This window comes from Mesorhizobium sp. M0296 (genome assembly GCF_040321675.1).
Lineage (GTDB): Bacteria > Pseudomonadota > Alphaproteobacteria > Rhizobiales > Rhizobiaceae > Mesorhizobium.
On record NZ_JAMYRZ010000011.1, the window covers coordinates 43,325 to 59,819 of the forward strand.

Here is a 16,495-nt window from a genome sequence, read left to right on the forward strand (position 1 = left end):
ATTTGCTCCTTCAAATCTTGTGGATCAGCCAAATCTTGTGGATCAGCCAAATCTGTGGATCAGCTTGTCAGGCCGAGCACGTCCCGCATCGAATAGAGGCCCGGCTTGCGGCCGCGCGCCCACAGGGCTGCCTTGACCGCGCCGCGGGCAAAGATCGCCCGGTCCTCGGCATGATGGGCAAGCGTGATGCGCTCGCCGGTACCGGCCAGCACCACACTGTGGTCGCCGACCACCGAGCCGCCACGCAAGCTGGCGAAACCGATCGAGCCTGCCTTGCGCACGCCGGTATGGCCGTCGCGCACGCGAACATCGTTGCCGGCAAGTGCTACGCCGCGCCCGGCAGCGGCGGCCTCGCCGAGCAGCAGCGCCGTGCCCGACGGCGCATCGACCTTGTGCCGGTGGTGCATTTCCAGGATCTCGATGTCGAAATCGTCGGCATCGAGCGCGCGCGCCGCCTGCTCAACCAGCACCGCCAGCAGATTGACGCCGAGGCTCATATTGCCTGACTTGACCACCGTCGCGTGCCGCGCCGCCGCCGCGATCCTGGCATTGTCTTCAGCCGAGCAGCCGGTGGTGCCGATGATATGGGCGATGCGCGCCTGCGCCGCGTAGCCGGCGAATTCGACGGTCGCCGCCGGCGTGGTGAAATCGAGCACGCCGTCGGCCTTGGCGAAGGCCGGCAGCGGATCGTCGCCGATCGCCACCTCGAGCCTGCCGACGCCGGCCAGCTCGCCGGCATCCTTGCCGATATGGGGCGAACCGGCCCGCTCGATGGCGCCGGCGACGCGGGCGCCCGGAATCGTGTGGATGGCGCGGATCAGCGCCTGGCCCATGCGGCCGGCCGCGCCCACCACCACCAGGCCCATTTCACTAACGGTCGGCGTGTCGCTCATGAATGTCTCCCGGCCGCCTTTTTCGCGCGGACATTTTGCGCCGCAGTCTGGATTGGCTTGCCGTCGTCGACAAGCCCCAGCCCTTTCCTGCCTTGCACCCGATGGAACCGCGCATAGACGCTGTGCGGGTCGGCCATCAGCGAGGCATGCGTGCCCTGTTCGACCAGCCGGCCCTGCTCCAGCACGATGATATGGTCGGCATTGACCACCGTCGACAGCCGGTGCGCGATGACAATGGTAGTGCGCCCTTCCATGACATGGGTCAGCGCTTCCTGGACGCGGGCCTCGGCCTCGTTGTCGAGCGCCGAGGTGGCTTCATCGAGCAGCAGGATCGGCGCCTGCCGAACGATAGCGCGGGCAATCGATACGCGTTGGCGCTGGCCACCCGACAGCGTCACGCCGTTCTCGCCGACGGGCGTGTCGTAGCCTTGCGGCTGCTGGCGAATGAAATCGTGTGCCGCGGCCTGTTGGGCGGCGCGTTCAATCTCTGCGTCGGTGGCGCTCAGCCTGCCGTACCGGATGTTGTCGCGGATGGTGCCTTCGAACAGATAGGGCTGCTGCGAGACATAGGCGATCGAGCCGCGCAGCGAATGCTTGGTGACCTTTGAAATGTCCTGGCCGTCGATTTCGATGCTGCCCGACTCGACATCGTGGAAGCGCTGCAGCAGCGCAACCAGCGTCGTCTTGCCGGCGCCCGAGGCTCCGACGATGGCGGTCACCTTGCCGGCGGCGGCGACAAAGCTCAGATCCTGCAGGACCGGCGCCCCTTCGACATAGCGGAAGGACACGTTGTTGAAGCGCACTTCGCCAGAGGTGAATTTCGCCTCGGCGGCTCCTGGCACGTCACCCTGCTGCGGCTCAAGGTCGAGAAGCTCGTAGATCATGCGCGCATTGACCAGCGACTTTTCCATACCGACCTGCATGCGCGCCAGCCGCCTGGCCGGATCATAGGCAAGCAGCAGGGCGGTGAGGAAGGCAACGACGGCGCCCGGCGGCTGGCCGCCGACGGTCGCCCGGTAGCCGGAATAGGCGATGACGCCGGCGACGGCGAAGCCGGCCAGCATGTCGGAGATCGGCGTCAGCCGTTCCGAGACGCGGGCGATCTTGTTTGCCCGCTGCTCGGCGCCGGCGACGAGGCCGCCGATGCGGCGCGACAGCTCGTCTTCCAAGGTGAAGGCCTTGACGATAGCGATGCCTTGCGTCGCTTCCTGCATGGCGCCGATCAGCCGCGAGTTGATCTGCACCGATTCACGCGTGATGCGACGCACCCGACGCATCAGATAGGTCACACTGTAGATCAAGGGCGGCCCGATCAGCAGCGACATCGCCGAGAGCACCGGGTCCTGCCAGATCATGACGCCGACCAGCGCGACAAGCGACACGGCATCGCGCGCCAGCGATGTCAGCGTCATCGACAGGAGATCGCGGATGCCGTTGACGTTCTCGTTGATCTGCGCGGCGAGCCGGCCCGAGCGGGTGTCGTTGAAGAAGCCGACGCCGAGCTTCATTAGATGGTCGAAGATGCGGCGCTGGTAGCGCGCCACCAGATTGTTGCCGATCTTGGCCAGCGTCACTGCCTGGCCGTAGCTGGCCAGCCCGCGCAGCATGAAGGCGGCCAGGATCGACACGCTGATCAGCGCGATAAGATCGCCGCGCTGCTTATAGAAGATCTGGTCGACGACATCCTTCATGATCCAGGCGGTGAAGGCGGTCGTCGCCGCGATCGTCACCAGGCACAGCACGGCAAGAACATAATACCAGCGATAATCGCGGCTGTTTTCGGCGATGATGCGGCGGATCACCGCCACGATCTCGCTGGGACGGACTTTCCCTTTGGTTGGTGCTGGAAGTGTCAAGTTGGAGCGCTTTGTGGTTTCGGTTCGGCCGGGCTGCAATTCGGCAACCTCTTAACGCCCCGATGGCGGCTTGCCTATGGCCGGGGACGGCGAAACTTCGTCGCGGCGCAGCTTGTGTCCTAGACCCGCCAGCGCCGCCCCGCCGTCTGCACGCCGAACAGCGACGGATTTCTGGCATAGGCGGCCAGCCCTAAAAGCGCCGCCAGCGGATGGGTGATGACATAGACCGGCATGCTGCGCATCAGGGCGCTGTGCGGCGCCTTGTCCTCGAAGGCGGCGCGGAAATTGCCGGTGCGTAGTGCCGGCAGGATTTTTTGCGCGATGCCGCCGGTGAGAAACACGCCGCCGCGGCTCATGAACACTAGAGCGAGATCGCCGGCGGTGCGCCCCAGGCAAGTGACGAAGATCGACAGCGCCTCTTCGGCCACCGGATCGTTCTTTGCCAGCGCCGCGGCGGTGACCTCGGCAGGCGTTGTAAAGGGCGACGGCTTGCCGTCCGCCTTGGCCACCGCCCGGTAGGCATTGACCAGGCCGCGCCCGGACAGGATCTGTTCGCCGGAGATGCGGCCCTCGAGCTTCTCGATATGCGGAAACACCTGGAAATCGCGCGGCGAGCGCGGCCCGATATCCATATGGCCGCCCTCGCCGGGTACCGGTATCCAGTGATGCAGCGCATAAACCAGCCCGGCGACACCGAGCCCGGTTCCCGGGCCGAGTACCACCCGCCCGGAATTCGGTTCCGGCTCGTCGCCGCCGATCTTTTCCATATGCTCTTCGCCGAGCGCGACGACAGCCAGCGCCTGCGCCTCGAAGTCGTTGAGCACCACGACGTCGCTGAGACCGAGACTGGCGAACATCTGTCTCGGCTTGACGATCCATGGGCAATTGGTAAGCGGGATCTCGTCGCTTTCGACAGGACCGGCTACCGCCAGCACAGCTGAATTCGGCCGGACCGACGAGCGGTCGAGCACGGCCGACTGGATCGCCTCGTCTATCGTATTGAAGTTGGCGGTCTGGACGATCGTCGGCTCGCCGGCCTCGGAATTTGCGTCGAGCACAATCGAGAAGCGCGCATTGGTGCCGCCTATGTCGCCGATCAGGATCGGAAATCGCAACAGAGTGTCGTCGTCGCTTACGCCTGGCATGCTCTCGTCCGTTCCCGACGCGTATCGCCGTTCTCTCGTTGACTAGCGCATGACCGCAAAAAGGGAAATCGGTTTTCGAAGTGGAGATGCACGGATGCAGACAGCAAACACGCTGCCCGCATCAGTGCCCCGGTCGTGGCCGCGGCAGCGGAATGCCGATCTCGGGGGTCGCCACAAAGGCGTTCGCCGAGGCCGGAAGCGCTGCCGCGCCGGCTGCGACCGTCGGCGGCGGCGAAGACTCTGCCGCGAGAGCGGGTTCTGCTGCGATCGGTACGCCGTCACCATAGTAGGTGACTGCTTCGGCCGAGGGCGGAGCCGGCGCGTCGAGCACGAACTGGCATTGTCTGGGCAGGTTCGCCATCGTCATCACGTCGCGTGCCTTCGGCTTGTCCGGGTTCTTGTTGGGGCGCCACGGCCCCTCGGTGAACCACCAGGCCAGCGCCTGGTCGCAGCCATCGCCCGGCGCCGTCGCTTCCTGCGCCTTGCAGTCGGGTGATCCAGCCTGGCAGCCGATGCGAATGTGGAAGTGATAGTCGTGGCCCCAGAACGGCCTGACCTTGCGCAACCAGCCGCGGTCGCCTTTGACCGTGTCGCAGAGCTTCTTCTTGATCCCTGGATTGACCAGGATGCGCTCGACTTCGGGATAGCTCGCGGCACGCTTCAACAGCCGCGTGTGCATCGGCGTCCACAGGCCGTCCTTCACCAGATGGGTTTTTTCATCGACCATCAAGGTAGCGCTGATGTTTTCGCGCTCTTCGGCCGAGAGCTTGCGGTCGGGCATCGGCGTCAGCCAGATGTCGGCGTCGAGGCCGATCTGGTGCGAGGCATGGCCGGTCAGCATCGGCCCGCCGCGCGGCTGCGAAATGTCGCCGATCAACAGGCCCGGCCAGCCGTCGGCAGCGGCGTCGCGCGACAGTTTCTCGATCAGCGCGATCATTGCCGGATGGCCCCAGCGGCGATTGCGCGACGGTCGCATCACCTCCCAGTGCCGGCCGTCCATGGGCAGGGCGACGCCGCCGGAAAAACAGCCTTTGGAGTAGAAGCCGATCGATTGCGCTGCTGCGACCGCCGGCAGCCTTTTGGCGCCAAACAGGTCTTTTGCCCGTTCCTCGGCGCCCGCCGTCTGCGTTGCCGGCGCTGTCAAGCTGGTGACGGCCAGTGCTGCCGAAAGCAGCAGTGTTTTGCCGGGCAAGGCTCGCTTTAACGTCTTCCCCAAGCTGGACCCCTCCGCGATTTGAACCGCATCATACCACGCCCCGCGCAACGTATCGATCATGACCGTTTCATCGGGCTGCGCGCCTCGCCGTCGCGCCAGTCGCCGCTCGCCCACATGGCGTCGAGCGCCGAACGGTAGTCGGGGAAGCGAAACCCAAAGCCGGCCGCCTTGATCGCCGCGTTGGCGACACGCTTGTTCTCGCCGTAGAAGGACCGCGCCATGGGCGAAAGTTGGGCGGTCTCGAACGGAATTTCGGGCGGCGGCTCAATGCCCATCAATCGGGCGGCATAGGCGACGACGTCCTGCGGCGGCGCCGGCAGGTCGTCGGTGACGTTGAAGATGCCGCCGCGATTGCCTTCGGCCAGATGCCAGAGCGCGCCGGCAATGTCGTCGCAATGGATGCGGTTGAACACCTGGCCCGGCTTGACCAGCCGGCGGGCGGTGCCGTTTTCCAGATTGACCAAGGCGTTGCGGCCTGGCCCATAAATGCCGGAAAGCCGCAGGATCGCCACCGGCCGGCCGGTGTCGTGGCCCAGTTTCAGCCAGTCCTGCTCGGCGGCAACCCTCATCGCTGATCGCTTCGATACTGGCCGGCATTCGGCGGCCTCATCCACCCAATTTCCGCCATGATCGCCATAGACGCCGACGGTCGAGAGATAGGCGATCCATTCGAGCTCCGGCATGTTGGCCGTGACCACCTCGCGAGCCGCACCCAGCACCGGGTCGCCGGCCTCGTCCGGCGCGACCGAGACGACGAGATGGGTTGTCTTCCCAAGCGCATCGCCGATTTCGGAGGTCAGCGTGCCATCGAAACGCAGCGGCACGATACCGGTTTGCCGCAGCGCCGCGAATTTTTCCAGCGACCGTGTTGTACCGAAGATCGCTGTGTCGGCATCCTTGTTGGCGCGGGCGAAGGCCTTGCCCGAATAACCGGCGCCGAAGATGAAAATCTGCTTTTTTGTCATGTATGCGCCTCGATCGGCTTTGGCAGGGCCAGAAGCCATTCGCCTCTCACCGCCTCGTCATCTTCTGCTTGCAAAGCGGCTGCGGCACGTTCGGCAAACTCCCGACCCGGCACCAGCCGCGACTGCGCCCATACCGCAGCCCCGCGAACCAGGGGCGAGGCGTCGTCGAGCAGCGCGCGGACGGCGCCCGCAAGCGACAAATCCTGGCAATTGCCGGCCGCGATCAGCACGTTGCGGATAAAACGGGCGCGGCCGATGCGCTTGACCGGCGAGCCCGAAAAAAGCACGCGGAAGGCAGCGTCGTCGAGGCGCAGCAGCTCGGCGATCGGCGGTTCGCGCAAGTCCGCGCGGGCGGCAAGCTTTGCCTCCGAAGCGGCTTGGGCGAACTTGTTCCACGGGCAGGCGGCCAGGCAGTCGTCGCAGCCATAGATGCGATTGCCGATTTTTTCCCGGAACTCATGCGGGATCGGTCCTTTGTTCTCGATGGTGAGGTATGAAATGCAGCGCCGCGCATCGAGCCGGTAAGGCGCCGGAAAGGCATCCGTCGGGCAAACGTCGAGGCAGGCCCGGCAGGAGCCGCAATGGTCGTCCTCAGGCGCGTCCGGCACCAGTTCGGCCGTCGTGAAGATGGTGCCGAGGAACAGCCAGGAGCCATGCGTTCGGCTGACCAGGTTGGTGTGCTTGCCTTGCCAGCCGAGGCCGGCCGCCTCGGCCAGCGGCTTTTCCATCACCGGCGCGGTGTCGACAAACACTTTCACGTCCCCACCGGCTCGCGCCACGATCTTGCCGGCGATCTCCTTCAGCCGGCCCTTCATCACGTCATGATAGTCGCGGTTCTGCGCATAGGCCGAGATCGCGCCGCGGTCGCGCTTTGCCAGGATGTCGCGTGGGTCGTGGTCGGGGCCGTAATTCATCGCCAGCACGATGATCGAGCGGACCTCTGGCCAAAGCGTCGTCGGTTTGCCTCGCCGCTCGAGCGTTTCGGCAATCCAGCCCATCGAGCCGTGAAAGCCGTCGGCAACGAATTCGGCCAGCCGTTCCGGCGCCTGCGGAATCGCATCGGGCGTGGTGACGGCAACGGCGTCGAAGCCGGCATTCCGCGCCTCGCGGCCGATCAGCGCGCGCAGCTTTGCCGTATCAGAAATCGAGATCCGCATAATGTGACACCGGCGACAGGCCGCGCACCCGGTCGGACAGAAGCGGCCGGAACGAAGGCCGTGATTTCACCCTTGTATACCATTCGCGCGCGGCGCTGTGTTCGCGCCAGTCGATCTCGCCGAGATAGTCGAGCACCGACAGTGCTGCCGCCGCCGCGAGATCGGCATAGGTGACCTTGTTGCCGGCCAGCCAATGACGGGTGCCGGCCAGCCAGTTGGTGTATTTCATGTGCTGGCGGATATTGGCGCGGGCGGCGCGGATCGCCGCCGAATCGGGCGATCCGCCGCCTGCCGTTTCCGGCATGACCGGCTTCAGAACGCGTTCGCGCACCAGATGCCGGGTAACCTCGCTTTCCGCCTTGTTGAGGTACCAGTCGGTCAGCCGGCGGATTTCGGCGCGCTCCATCGGATCCTCGGCGAATAGCCGCTTGTCGCGCTTGAGTACGCCGCGCGTCTCGTCGAGATATTCGGCAATGACCACTGCGCCGACGATCGGCACGTCGCCTTCGGCGAGCAGGATCGGCAGCGTGCCGGCCGGGTTCAGCGCCAGGAACTCCTTGCGCCGCGTCCACGGCTTCTCTTCGATCAGCGCCAGTTCCTCGCCATACTCGCCAAAGGCGAGGCGAACGAAGCGGCAGCTGGCGAACATCGGATGGTGGAAAAGCGTCAGCATGGTCCCGCGATAATAGAGCGCACTGGCAAATCGCCGGCTGCGCCGGTAAGTCTTGGCCGCCCGATTCAGCGGGCTGTCAGGGTGCTGCGACCTATAGGGGGAGTTCCGCGCCATGACAAGCAAGCCCTTTTCTCAAGCCCTCACTCCAACGCCGAGGTTGCCATGGAAAGCCAGACCGTCGTCGAAGCGCTGCTGCTCGGCCTGCTCGAGGGCCTGACCGAGTTCATTCCGGTATCGTCGACCGGTCACATCCTTCTTGCCGGCCATTTCCTCGGCTTTCATTCGACCGGCAAGGCCTTCGAGATCCTGATCCAGCTCGGCGCCATATTGGCGATCCTCAGCGTTTATTTCCGCCGTCTCTGGAAGATGCTGCTCGAGCTGCCCTACGATCGGCTGACGCGGCATTTCGTCCTTGGCATTCTCATCGCATTCCTGCCGGCGGCCATTATCGGCGCGCTGGCGCATGACTTCATCAAGACGGTGCTGTTCGAATCGCCGCGGCTGATCTGCATCATGCTGATCATCGGCGGTGTCATCCTGCTGCTAGTCGATCGCATGAAGCCGAAGCCGTATTACCACGATGTCGAGCGGTTTCCGACTAGGCTTTATCTGCAGATCGGGCTGTTTCAGTGCTTGTCGCTAATCCCCGGCACGTCGCGCTCGGGCTCGACCATCGTCGGCGCGCTGCTGCTCGGCGTCGACAAACGGGCGGCGGCGGAATTCTCTTTCTTCCTTGCCATCCCGACGATGGTCGGCGCCTTCGCCTTCGACCTGTTCAAGAACCGCAATGTGCTGAGCAGCGCCGACCTGCCCATCATCGCCGTCGGTTTCGTCGCCGCCTTCGTCACGGCATTGATCGTCGTGCGCTTCCTGCTCGACTACGTCTCGCGCCACGGCTATGCGCTGTTCGGCTGGTGGCGGCTGGTCGTCGGCATCGTCGGGCTGGCGGGGCTGGCAATCTGGGGGTGAGCCGGCGCGGATAGCGCAATCCCAGCCGGAACTCTATTCTTGCCCGAAGCCGAGCCATACGATGTTGTGGACGTATGGTTGGCAGGGGGAATGCATGAGCGAAGTTCTTGACGCCCTCGTTATTGGCGCCGGTCCGGCGGGACTCGGCGTCAGTTACTTCTTGAAACGGCAGGACCGCGACCACCGCGTGCTCGATCGAGGCCGGATCGGCGAGACGTGGCGAACGCAGCGGTGGAACTCGTTTCGACTGAATTCGCCGACCATTCGCTCCATCTTACCCGGTGATTCCTACGAGGGGCCCGAGCCGTGGGGCGCGATAACCCACCACGAATTTGTCGCGTATCTCGAAGGCTATGCCGAGCGGCACCGCCTGCCGGTAAGCACCCAAACTCCGGTGCAAGAGCTGACGAGAGACGACGGGATCTTTCGCATCACCACGACGGACGGGGCATTTCTGGCGCGCAACGTGGTGATCGCCACCGGCGACCAGAATCGGCAGGTCCGGCCAGCAGGGTCGGCGGATTTGCCAACCGCAATTGGCCAAGTCGATTCCTCGGCTTATCGCAACCCGGCCGAGTTCGAGAGTGGCGCGGTGCTGGTGGTCGGCAGCGGCCAGTCGGGCGGCCAGATCGCCGAGGATCTGGCGTTGGCAGGACGTGTGGTCTTTTTGGCGACCAGCCGCAACGGCCGTTGGGTGCGGCGCTACCGCGGGGGCAACATACTTAAATGGCTGACGCTGTCCGGTTTTCTCGACGTTCCGCGCAAGGAACTCGTCCTCCCCTCCGGCAAGCTGCAGGCCCGCGCGCTGGTCGGCGCGACCCATACGATCAGCCTGCAATCGCTGAGCGCGCAGGGCGTGGTGCTGCTCGGCCGCTTCAGGGGTGTGGAGAACGGCAACCTCGTCTTCGGCGACGAGCTCGACGACCATATGCGATTTGCCGACGAAGTCTCCGCGAATGCCAAGCGCCTGGTCGACGGGTACATTGAGCGCGCCGGCCTCGATGCGCCACTGGCCGAGGATGATCCGGCCGAGACGGTTGACCCGCGCTTGCCCGATCCTCCGATCCGCTCCCTCGACTGGACGGCAAGCGGCATCAGATCAGTGATCTGGTGCACGGGCTTCACCGGCGATTTCTCATGGGTCCGGCTCCCCGGCGCGCTCGATGCAGCCGGCCAGCCCGTCCACGAGGACGGCGTCAGCGCTATTCCAGGTCTCTTTTTCGCCGGCCTCGATTTCGGATCGACGCGGAAGTCGGGCACCATACCGGCCATTCCAGAGGAGGCGGCCGCCGTCGTGGAGCGACTTGTCCAAGCGGGAGCCGACTTGCCACGGAACGGCGTCTAAACGAGCCGTCGAACGCGGGTTCTTGAACGTGCAAGAACATGACAGCTCTGGCGCGATCAAGACGACGCACGCTGCCTTTTGTCGAAGCGCACCGACAATTTTCCGTAGTCCATTGGTGCGACAGCCAGAAATCGCGGGCACCTTCGATACGGGGCTCCGATTCGCGGCCGACTGCATCCATTGCCTCCATCAGCGTGCGGCGGCCTTGACCTCGGCTGGTCGTCGTCGTGCTGACAGCACTGGCCATATGGGATGAGCCGGCGCAGTCGTTCGGAATGGTCGACCTGGAGACGCCAAAGGAGGTGCGTCAAGGCGCACGATCGGTCAGCGCGCTCGCGCCTTCCTCCGCGGCGCAATGTGCGCAGCAGTAGATGATGTCATCCTGTTCGACGCCATGTCCGATGATCCGGCATCCGCAATGCGGACACGTCGGAGCAAGTTTCTGGACCGCGCATTCGAAGCTGTCGAACGTGTAGGTCTCGTCGGCCATCGTCACGTTGAAAGCCTTGTCGTAGTCATTCCCGCATTGATCGCATCTGGCCATAGTTCTTTTCCTTCTTTCACTGGCTTCAAGCTCGACCAACCTGTCGCGCGGCGATAGGTTCCCGCCAGGATCAGGGGGCCGTCCTAAGCCGGAGACGAGAGCGAGCCTACGCGACGGCGCTGTTCGATCACGCGGATCACCTCGTCAATATCCCGCGGCTCGATGTCGAGTTCCTTCAGGCCAGGCGCGTCGATTGCTGCCACATTGTCCTGACGCATAAGATCGATCTGGTTGCGCGTTATGGGGGCAGCCGGGAGGAGTTCCGCGACGCCAGCCAAGGCGTTCCATACCGCAAACGGCACCGGCATCAGCTTGACGTGCGTATCGAGCTGTCGGGCGATCTCCCGAAGCAGTTCCTTATAGGTATAGATACGCGGGCCACCGAATTCGAATATGGATGAACCCTGGGTTCGCCCGTCGATCAGCCGGCTCACTGCTTCTGCGACGTCTGCCACATAGACCGGCTGAAGCCGTGTGCCACCATCGCCGAACAGCGGATAGACCGGCAGGAGGCGTATCATCCTCACAATGGTCGTGAGGAAAGCGTCGTCAGGTCCTGTCATGACGGCGGGACGCACAATGAAAGCGCCGGGAAATGCGCTTTCCACGGCACCTTCTCCGCGCCCACGCGCCCTTATGTAATTCGAATCCGATTGAGGATCGGAGCCGATCCCTGAAATCTGGACGAACTGGTCGATCGCGCGGTCGCGCGACGCGGCAGCGAGATCGGCCGCGGCTTTCACATGCACGCGTTCAAAGGTCTGGACGCCGTGCTCGACGTAAAGACTGACAGCATTCACGACCGCCTGTGATCCGGTAATGGCCGACCCGATCGAGGACGCATCCAAAATATCCGCCTCGACTGCTTCGGGCATCCTTGTAATCGAGGAAAAGACCAGGGGCACGCGAGCCGGATGGCGAGATGCGGCGCGCACCGTGAAACCTCTTTCCAGGAGCCGCTTCACGATCCTGCGCCCGAGAAAACCAGTTCCGCCGAACACGGTGACGATCCGTTCCGGGTTGAGATCGTCGGGATCCATTTGCCTCGCCATCCCTTTGTCCTCGCATAGCTGCCACGAGGACTGCCCTGGCCGGCATTTGAACCAGCCCGTCGAACATCAGGACGATTGAGGAACAACGCAGGAACGCTTTTGTTCCAGTCAGCGCTGGGCGGATGCTTGACAGATCGGCAAACCATGATCTGAACCGCAGGCGCAGCAAAACGGCCCCACTTCGAGAATGGCCTAGTTTCGCCCGTAAAACACATTCTCGACATGCACCGGCCAGCGCCACGGCAGTACCGCCACCATGTCGAAGCGCACCGATAATTTTCCGTAGTCGGATTGGCGCGACAGCCAGAAATCGGCGGCGCCTTCGATGCGGCGCTCCGATTCACGGCCGACTGCTTCCATTGCCTCCATCAGCGTGCGGCGCGCCTTGACCTCGACGATCAGCACCAGATCGCCGCGCCGCGCGATCAGGTCTATTTCGCCGAACCTGGTGCGGTGGCGGCGGGCCAGAATCCGGTAGCCTTTCAGCATCAGCGCCGCCGCCGCCAGCCATTCGCCGTGATGGCCGCGCCGGTAGGCCTTTTGCCGGCTGGCGCTCGGCCGTTCAGCCATCGCCGTCTCCGCCGGCCCCGTCTCTTCCGGCATTCTTGAGGTCGAGCAGCCGACGATAGAGCGCCTGCTTCTGGCCACCCGTCATCTTGGCGGCTTCCGCCGCTGCCTTGGAGGCCGGCATCTCGGCGGCGAGCGAAAGCAGCAGCCGGTCGATGTCGGCCGGTCCATCAGCGACCGCATCGGCCGGACCGACGCAGATGACGATTTCGCCTTTCGGCGTGTCGGCTGCCGCGTAGTGGCTGGCAAGCGACTGCAAGGTGCCGGTCCGCATTTCCTCGAAGGTCTTGGTCAGCTCGCGGCCGATCGCCGCCTTGCGGGCACCGCCCAGCACCTCGACCATGGCACTGAGCGTCTCGGCCAGCCGGCGCGGCGATTCGAAGAAGATCAACGTTGCCGGCACCGCCTTCAGCGCTTCCAGCCGCGTCAGCCGCTGCCCGGTCTTCACCGGCAGGAAGCCGGCAAACAGAAACGCGTCCGAGGGCAGGCCGGATGCCGTCAAAGCGGCAAGTGCCGCTGATGGGCCGGGGATCGGCACGACACGAATGCCGCGTTCCAGCGCCTCACCGACCAGCCGGTAGCCGGGGTCGGAGATGAGCGGCGTGCCGGCATCCGAGATCAGCGCTACGCTTTGGCCGGCCAGCAGCGCCGCGATCAGCTTCGGTCCGGCCTCGCCGGCATTGTGCTCGTGGTAGGCGGTGGTGCGGCGGCGGATGCCGTAGCGGTCGAGCAGCACGCGGCTGACACGTGTGTCCTCGCAAGCGACGATATCGGCGGCGGCGAGCGTTTCCAGCGCGCGCAACGTGATGTCGGCGAGATTGCCGATAGGCGTCGCCACCAGGTAGAGCGCCGGCTCGAGCGGCCGGGCGGCGATTTCGGTCAGCCCGACCACATAACTGCGTTTGGCCGATTCGCCGGTCACCTGCACAACTCCGTTCGACCCTGTTTGGCACGGCTCACGCTTGGTTGCAAAAGCCTGGGTTGCAAAGGCCCTGGTTCCAAAAGGGATGCCGACGTGAACCAGCCGCCATGCCTTCGCCATAGTAGGGAACGAAACCGTTGCCGGCGAATTTTACACCTGATCTCGGGAGGAGCAGGATGAACAGCCTGACGATACAGGACGTTTTCGAACCCTACTATGCCGGCCGCAAACGCTTCGCCGCGCCATGCGACAAGAGCCTGCCTGCCGAAGCCGCAGATGGCAGAGCCAAGAAGCCGCTTGCACGCCAGCGATCGGCAGAGAGCAAGCCCGCAAACGAAACCGACCGCACGATGGAGCACTGACCGGACGATGCCCAATCGCTTCGACATTTTCATCACCCGCCTTGAAACAAAAAGCGCCCGCGATGGCGCAGCGTCACATTCCACAGACGACCAGCACCATGCCTCACGCGACAAAAGCGAGATCAAGCCGGCCCGTTCCGGAGAGACCAGCGAAAAAGATCGCGCCAAACACCGCCACAAGCACGAGGCTTGACCCCGCAAACCTTAGCGATCGGTCGAGACAGTTCTCGAAGCGCGGTTGCGAATGCTCCGCGATGTATCATTCAACCCAGATACTTCGAGACACGCGCCTCCAGCAGGCCCACCAGAGCCGGGTCCATGAATGCATAGTCGTCGGGAATATCGAGGCAGATTACTCGAGCCTTTTTCAGGCTTGTCTTGAATTTCTGCTGCAGTTTGGCGCGGTGCGTTTTTTCCATCACGAAGATGATGTCGGCCCAGGCGACGAGTTCATGCGTCAACGGAATGTCGGCATCGTGATTAGTGCCGGCCGAAGCGACCTCGATGTCCCGCCGCTTGGAAAACACCTGCTCCGCCGTCGGGCTGCGCAAGCGATTCTGGCTGCAGATGAAGAGAACGTTCTTCAACGTGCTATCTGGCCAAATCCGCCACGACCGCATCGAGCACGATCATGCCGGCCGGCGTGGCGCGCAGGCGGGCATTGCCGATCGGCGCCACTAGGCCTTCGTCCTGCAGCACCGACAGCCGTGCCGTCGACAGGCCACGCCCTGAAAATGCCTCGTAGCGGGAAAGGTCGATGCCCTCCGCCAGCCTCAGCCCCATCAGCAGGAACTCGTCGGCCTCTTCCGACCGCGTCAGGACCTCGCCGCCGGTAACGCCATGACCCTTGGCCTCGACCAGATTGGCCCAGGTCTCCGGCATTTTCTCGGCGATCGTCACCACGCGGCGGCCATTTTCGACGAACCGGCCATGCGCGCCGGGACCGACGCCGACATATTCGCCATAACGCCAGTAGGTGAGATTGTGCCGGCTTTCGGCGCCGGGCCTGGCGTGGTTGGAAATCTCGTAGGCCGGCAGTCCGCGCGCGGTGGTGATCTCCTGCGTTAACGCGTAGAGATCGGCGGCAAGCTCATTGTCTGGAATGATGAATTTCCTTGCCGCATGCAGTGCATGGAACGGCGTGCCTTCCTCGATGGTCAGCTGATAGAGCGACAGATGGTCTGCGGCGTGGCCGATCGCCTGCTCGAGCTCCGCCTGCCACGCTTCCGGCGTCTGACCGGGCCGCGCGTAGATCAGGTCGAACGACAGCCGTGGGAAAATCTCGCGCGCTAGGCCGATCGCATGCAGGGCCTCATCGACATTGTGCAAACGGCCGAGGAAGCGCAGATCCTTGTCGTTCAGCGCCTGCACGCCAAGCGATACCCGGTTGACGCCGGCCGCGCGATAGCCGCGAAAGCGCTCGGCCTCGACGGAGGAGGGATTGGCCTCCAGTGTCACCTCGATGCCGTCAGGCACCGTCCAGTTCTTCGCCACTGCATCCAGCACCGCCGCCACGGTCTGCGGTTTCATCAGCGATGGCGTGCCGCCGCCAAGAAAGATACTGGTCACCTCGCGCGGCCCGGTGCGGCCGCGCATCGTCGCCAGCTCGGTCTCGAAAGCGCGGGCAAAACGCTCTTGGTCGACCGGCTGGTGGCGGACATGGCTGTTGAAGTCGCAATACGGGCATTTGGCCGCGCAGAACGGCCAGTGGACGTAGACGCCGAAACCAGGCCTGCGGTCGAGCAGCATGGTCATACGGCGGCCAATCGGGCTTGCGCGAATTTCTGGAAGGCGCGGGCACGGTGCGACAATGCGGTTGGCTGGCCGGGCTTCCAGCCATGCTTTTCCTTCGCGCTCATCTCGCCGAAGGTCTTTTCGAACCCGTTGGGCAAGAACACCGGATCGTAGCCGAAGCCGAGCTCGCCGCGTGGCGGCCATACCAGCGTGCCCTCGACCTCACCGCGAAAATATTCCGCCTGGCCATCGGGAAAGGCCAGGCAGATGACCGCGACAAAGCGGCCCTTGCGCTGGGCAGGCGTGATCGCGCCAACTTCTTGCAAGGCCACTTCCGTGCGCTGCATGGCCATGCCGAAGTCGCGGGAGCCGTCCGGCGTCTCGGCCCAGTTGGCGGTGTAGACGCCGGGTGCGCCGTCGAGCGCATCGACACACAGGCCGGAATCGTCCGACAGCGCCGGCAATCCAGTGGCCTTGGCGGCGGCCAAGGCTTTTATGAGGGCGTTCTGCTCGAAAGTGGTGCCGGTCTCGTCTGGCTCCGGCAAGCCGTATTCCTTTGCGGACTTCGCTTCTATGCCGAATGGCGCCATCAGATCGGCGAATTCCCGCAATTTACCGATGTTATGGCTGGCGACGACGATCTTATGCCCGTCAAGCGAATGAACAGTTGGCGAATGCATCAGATGCCCCAGATTCTTGGCTCGGCGAATTCGATCGAATTGCCCGACGGGTCGCGAATATAGATCGAGCGGCCGCCCTGCGGCCATTCGAACTCGCTTTCGATGGCGATTTTCTTCGCCTCAAGATGCGCTTTCCAGCGTGGGATTTCATCCGCGCTTGCGGCGAAGCAAAGATGGCCCTGGCCGACCGCGCCATGCGGCGGTACTTTGAGCTTGGCGTCGGCCGGCGGCGGCACTTTGGTCGCCTCGGCATTGAACATAAGCAGCACGCTGTCGCCGCAGCGGAAGAAGAGATGCCTGCCATCGACCTTGCCGAGCAGATCGAGCCCGAGCACGCCCGAATAGAACCGTTCCGCGGCAGCAAGGTCCGTCACGTAGAGTGCTGATTCCAGGATTGCAGAAGGAGTCACAGGAT

At 64.1% G+C, this 16,495-nt stretch carries 19 protein-coding genes; 4 read left to right on the plus strand and 15 right to left on the minus strand.

The genetic code is table 11. The annotated features are described in order from the left end of the window. Positions 1 to 59: 59 nt before the first annotated feature. The 7 genes from dapB to NKI97_RS13170 form a co-directional block, all read right to left on the minus strand. Positions 60 to 893, minus strand: coding sequence for a 4-hydroxy-tetrahydrodipicolinate reductase (gene dapB, locus NKI97_RS13140; protein ID WP_023678962.1), 834 nt, complete (start codon positions 891 to 893; stop codon positions 60 to 62). After that, positions 890 to 2,749 carry an ABC transporter ATP-binding protein gene (locus NKI97_RS13145; RefSeq protein ID WP_352451887.1) on the minus strand — a complete coding sequence of 620 codons (1,860 nt, stop codon included), beginning with the start codon at positions 2,747 to 2,749 and terminating at the stop codon, positions 890 to 892. Before NKI97_RS13145 ends, dapB begins: the two co-directional genes overlap by 4 nt. A gap of 119 nt (positions 2,750 to 2,868) precedes the next feature. Then, on the minus strand, positions 2,869 to 3,894 hold the full coding sequence (locus NKI97_RS13150) for a glucokinase (RefSeq protein WP_352451886.1): 1,026 nt from the start codon (positions 3,892 to 3,894) through the stop codon (positions 2,869 to 2,871). A 121-nt stretch (positions 3,895 to 4,015) separates the two neighbouring features. Beyond that, positions 4,016 to 5,110 (minus strand): penicillin-insensitive murein endopeptidase, encoded by a 1,095-nt coding sequence (gene mepA, locus NKI97_RS13155; RefSeq protein ID WP_502901473.1) that lies wholly within the window; start codon positions 5,108 to 5,110, stop codon positions 4,016 to 4,018. 56 nt (positions 5,111 to 5,166) lie between these two features. Beyond that, the gene (locus NKI97_RS13160) at positions 5,167 to 6,075 is read right to left on the minus strand and encodes an SDR family oxidoreductase (RefSeq protein WP_352834577.1); all 909 of its coding nucleotides are present in this window, start codon (positions 6,073 to 6,075) and stop codon (positions 5,167 to 5,169) included. Further along, positions 6,072 to 7,232, minus strand: a complete 1,161-nt coding sequence (gene queG / locus NKI97_RS13165; protein WP_352834579.1) for a tRNA epoxyqueuosine(34) reductase QueG — start codon at positions 7,230 to 7,232, stop codon at positions 6,072 to 6,074. Before queG ends, NKI97_RS13160 begins: the two co-directional genes overlap by 4 nt. After that, positions 7,213 to 7,905, minus strand: coding sequence for a glutathione S-transferase family protein (locus NKI97_RS13170; protein ID WP_023678968.1), 693 nt, complete (start codon positions 7,903 to 7,905; stop codon positions 7,213 to 7,215). Before NKI97_RS13170 ends, queG begins: the two co-directional genes overlap by 20 nt. A gap of 162 nt (positions 7,906 to 8,067) precedes the next feature. On the opposite strand from NKI97_RS13170, the gene NKI97_RS13175 reads away from it, so the two are divergent. Beyond that, complete coding sequence (locus tag NKI97_RS13175; protein ID WP_023678969.1) at positions 8,068 to 8,874, plus strand: undecaprenyl-diphosphate phosphatase; 807 nt, start codon at positions 8,068 to 8,070, stop codon at positions 8,872 to 8,874. Positions 8,875 to 8,968: 94 nt separating this feature from the next. Next, positions 8,969 to 10,219, plus strand: a complete 1,251-nt coding sequence (locus tag NKI97_RS13180; RefSeq protein WP_352451881.1) for a flavin-containing monooxygenase — start codon at positions 8,969 to 8,971, stop codon at positions 10,217 to 10,219. Positions 10,220 to 10,526: 307 nt separating this feature from the next. Here NKI97_RS13180 and NKI97_RS13185 read toward each other — a convergent pair whose 3' ends face one another. From NKI97_RS13185 to rsmI, 4 genes are all read right to left on the minus strand, one after another. Then, positions 10,527 to 10,763, minus strand: a complete 237-nt coding sequence (locus tag NKI97_RS13185) for a metallothionein (protein ID WP_254817997.1) — start codon at positions 10,761 to 10,763, stop codon at positions 10,527 to 10,529. A gap of 83 nt (positions 10,764 to 10,846) precedes the next feature. Next, positions 10,847 to 11,815, minus strand: coding sequence for a complex I NDUFA9 subunit family protein (locus tag NKI97_RS13190; protein ID WP_352834582.1), 969 nt, complete (start codon positions 11,813 to 11,815; stop codon positions 10,847 to 10,849). Between the two features lie 192 nt (positions 11,816 to 12,007). Next, the gene (locus tag NKI97_RS13195) at positions 12,008 to 12,385 is read right to left on the minus strand and encodes a YraN family protein (protein WP_352451879.1); all 378 of its coding nucleotides are present in this window, start codon (positions 12,383 to 12,385) and stop codon (positions 12,008 to 12,010) included. Then, a complete protein-coding gene (rsmI, locus tag NKI97_RS13200; RefSeq protein WP_352834583.1) occupies positions 12,378 to 13,304 on the minus strand; it encodes a 16S rRNA (cytidine(1402)-2'-O)-methyltransferase in 927 nt (308 codons plus the stop codon). The genes NKI97_RS13195 and rsmI overlap by 8 nt, the downstream gene beginning before the upstream one ends. Before the next feature lie 176 nt (positions 13,305 to 13,480). Between rsmI and NKI97_RS13205 the strand changes: the two genes are divergently transcribed. Then, a complete protein-coding gene (locus NKI97_RS13205; protein ID WP_023678975.1) occupies positions 13,481 to 13,666 on the plus strand; it encodes a hypothetical protein in 186 nt (61 codons plus the stop codon). A gap of 7 nt (positions 13,667 to 13,673) precedes the next feature. Next, a complete protein-coding gene (locus tag NKI97_RS13210; protein ID WP_023678976.1) occupies positions 13,674 to 13,859 on the plus strand; it encodes a hypothetical protein in 186 nt (61 codons plus the stop codon). 70 nt (positions 13,860 to 13,929) lie between these two features. Here NKI97_RS13210 and NKI97_RS13215 read toward each other — a convergent pair whose 3' ends face one another. Genes NKI97_RS13215 through NKI97_RS13230 form a run of 4 tightly spaced genes read right to left on the minus strand, consistent with a single transcriptional unit; the run spans position 13,930 to position 16,490 of the window. Further along, on the minus strand, positions 13,930 to 14,253 hold the full coding sequence (locus tag NKI97_RS13215) for a low molecular weight protein tyrosine phosphatase family protein (RefSeq protein ID WP_023678977.1): 324 nt from the start codon (positions 14,251 to 14,253) through the stop codon (positions 13,930 to 13,932). A gap of 4 nt (positions 14,254 to 14,257) precedes the next feature. Further along, positions 14,258 to 15,421, minus strand: a complete 1,164-nt coding sequence (gene hemW / locus NKI97_RS13220) for a radical SAM family heme chaperone HemW (RefSeq protein WP_352451877.1) — start codon at positions 15,419 to 15,421, stop codon at positions 14,258 to 14,260. After that, positions 15,418 to 16,080, minus strand: a complete 663-nt coding sequence (rdgB, locus tag NKI97_RS13225; protein ID WP_352451876.1) for an RdgB/HAM1 family non-canonical purine NTP pyrophosphatase — start codon at positions 16,078 to 16,080, stop codon at positions 15,418 to 15,420. The genes hemW and rdgB overlap by 4 nt, the downstream gene beginning before the upstream one ends. Beyond that, entirely contained in the window at positions 16,080 to 16,490 is a 411-nt protein-coding gene (locus NKI97_RS13230; RefSeq protein ID WP_023678980.1) for a VOC family protein, read from the minus strand. The genes rdgB and NKI97_RS13230 overlap by 1 nt, the downstream gene beginning before the upstream one ends. Positions 16,491 to 16,495: the final 5 nt, after the last annotated feature.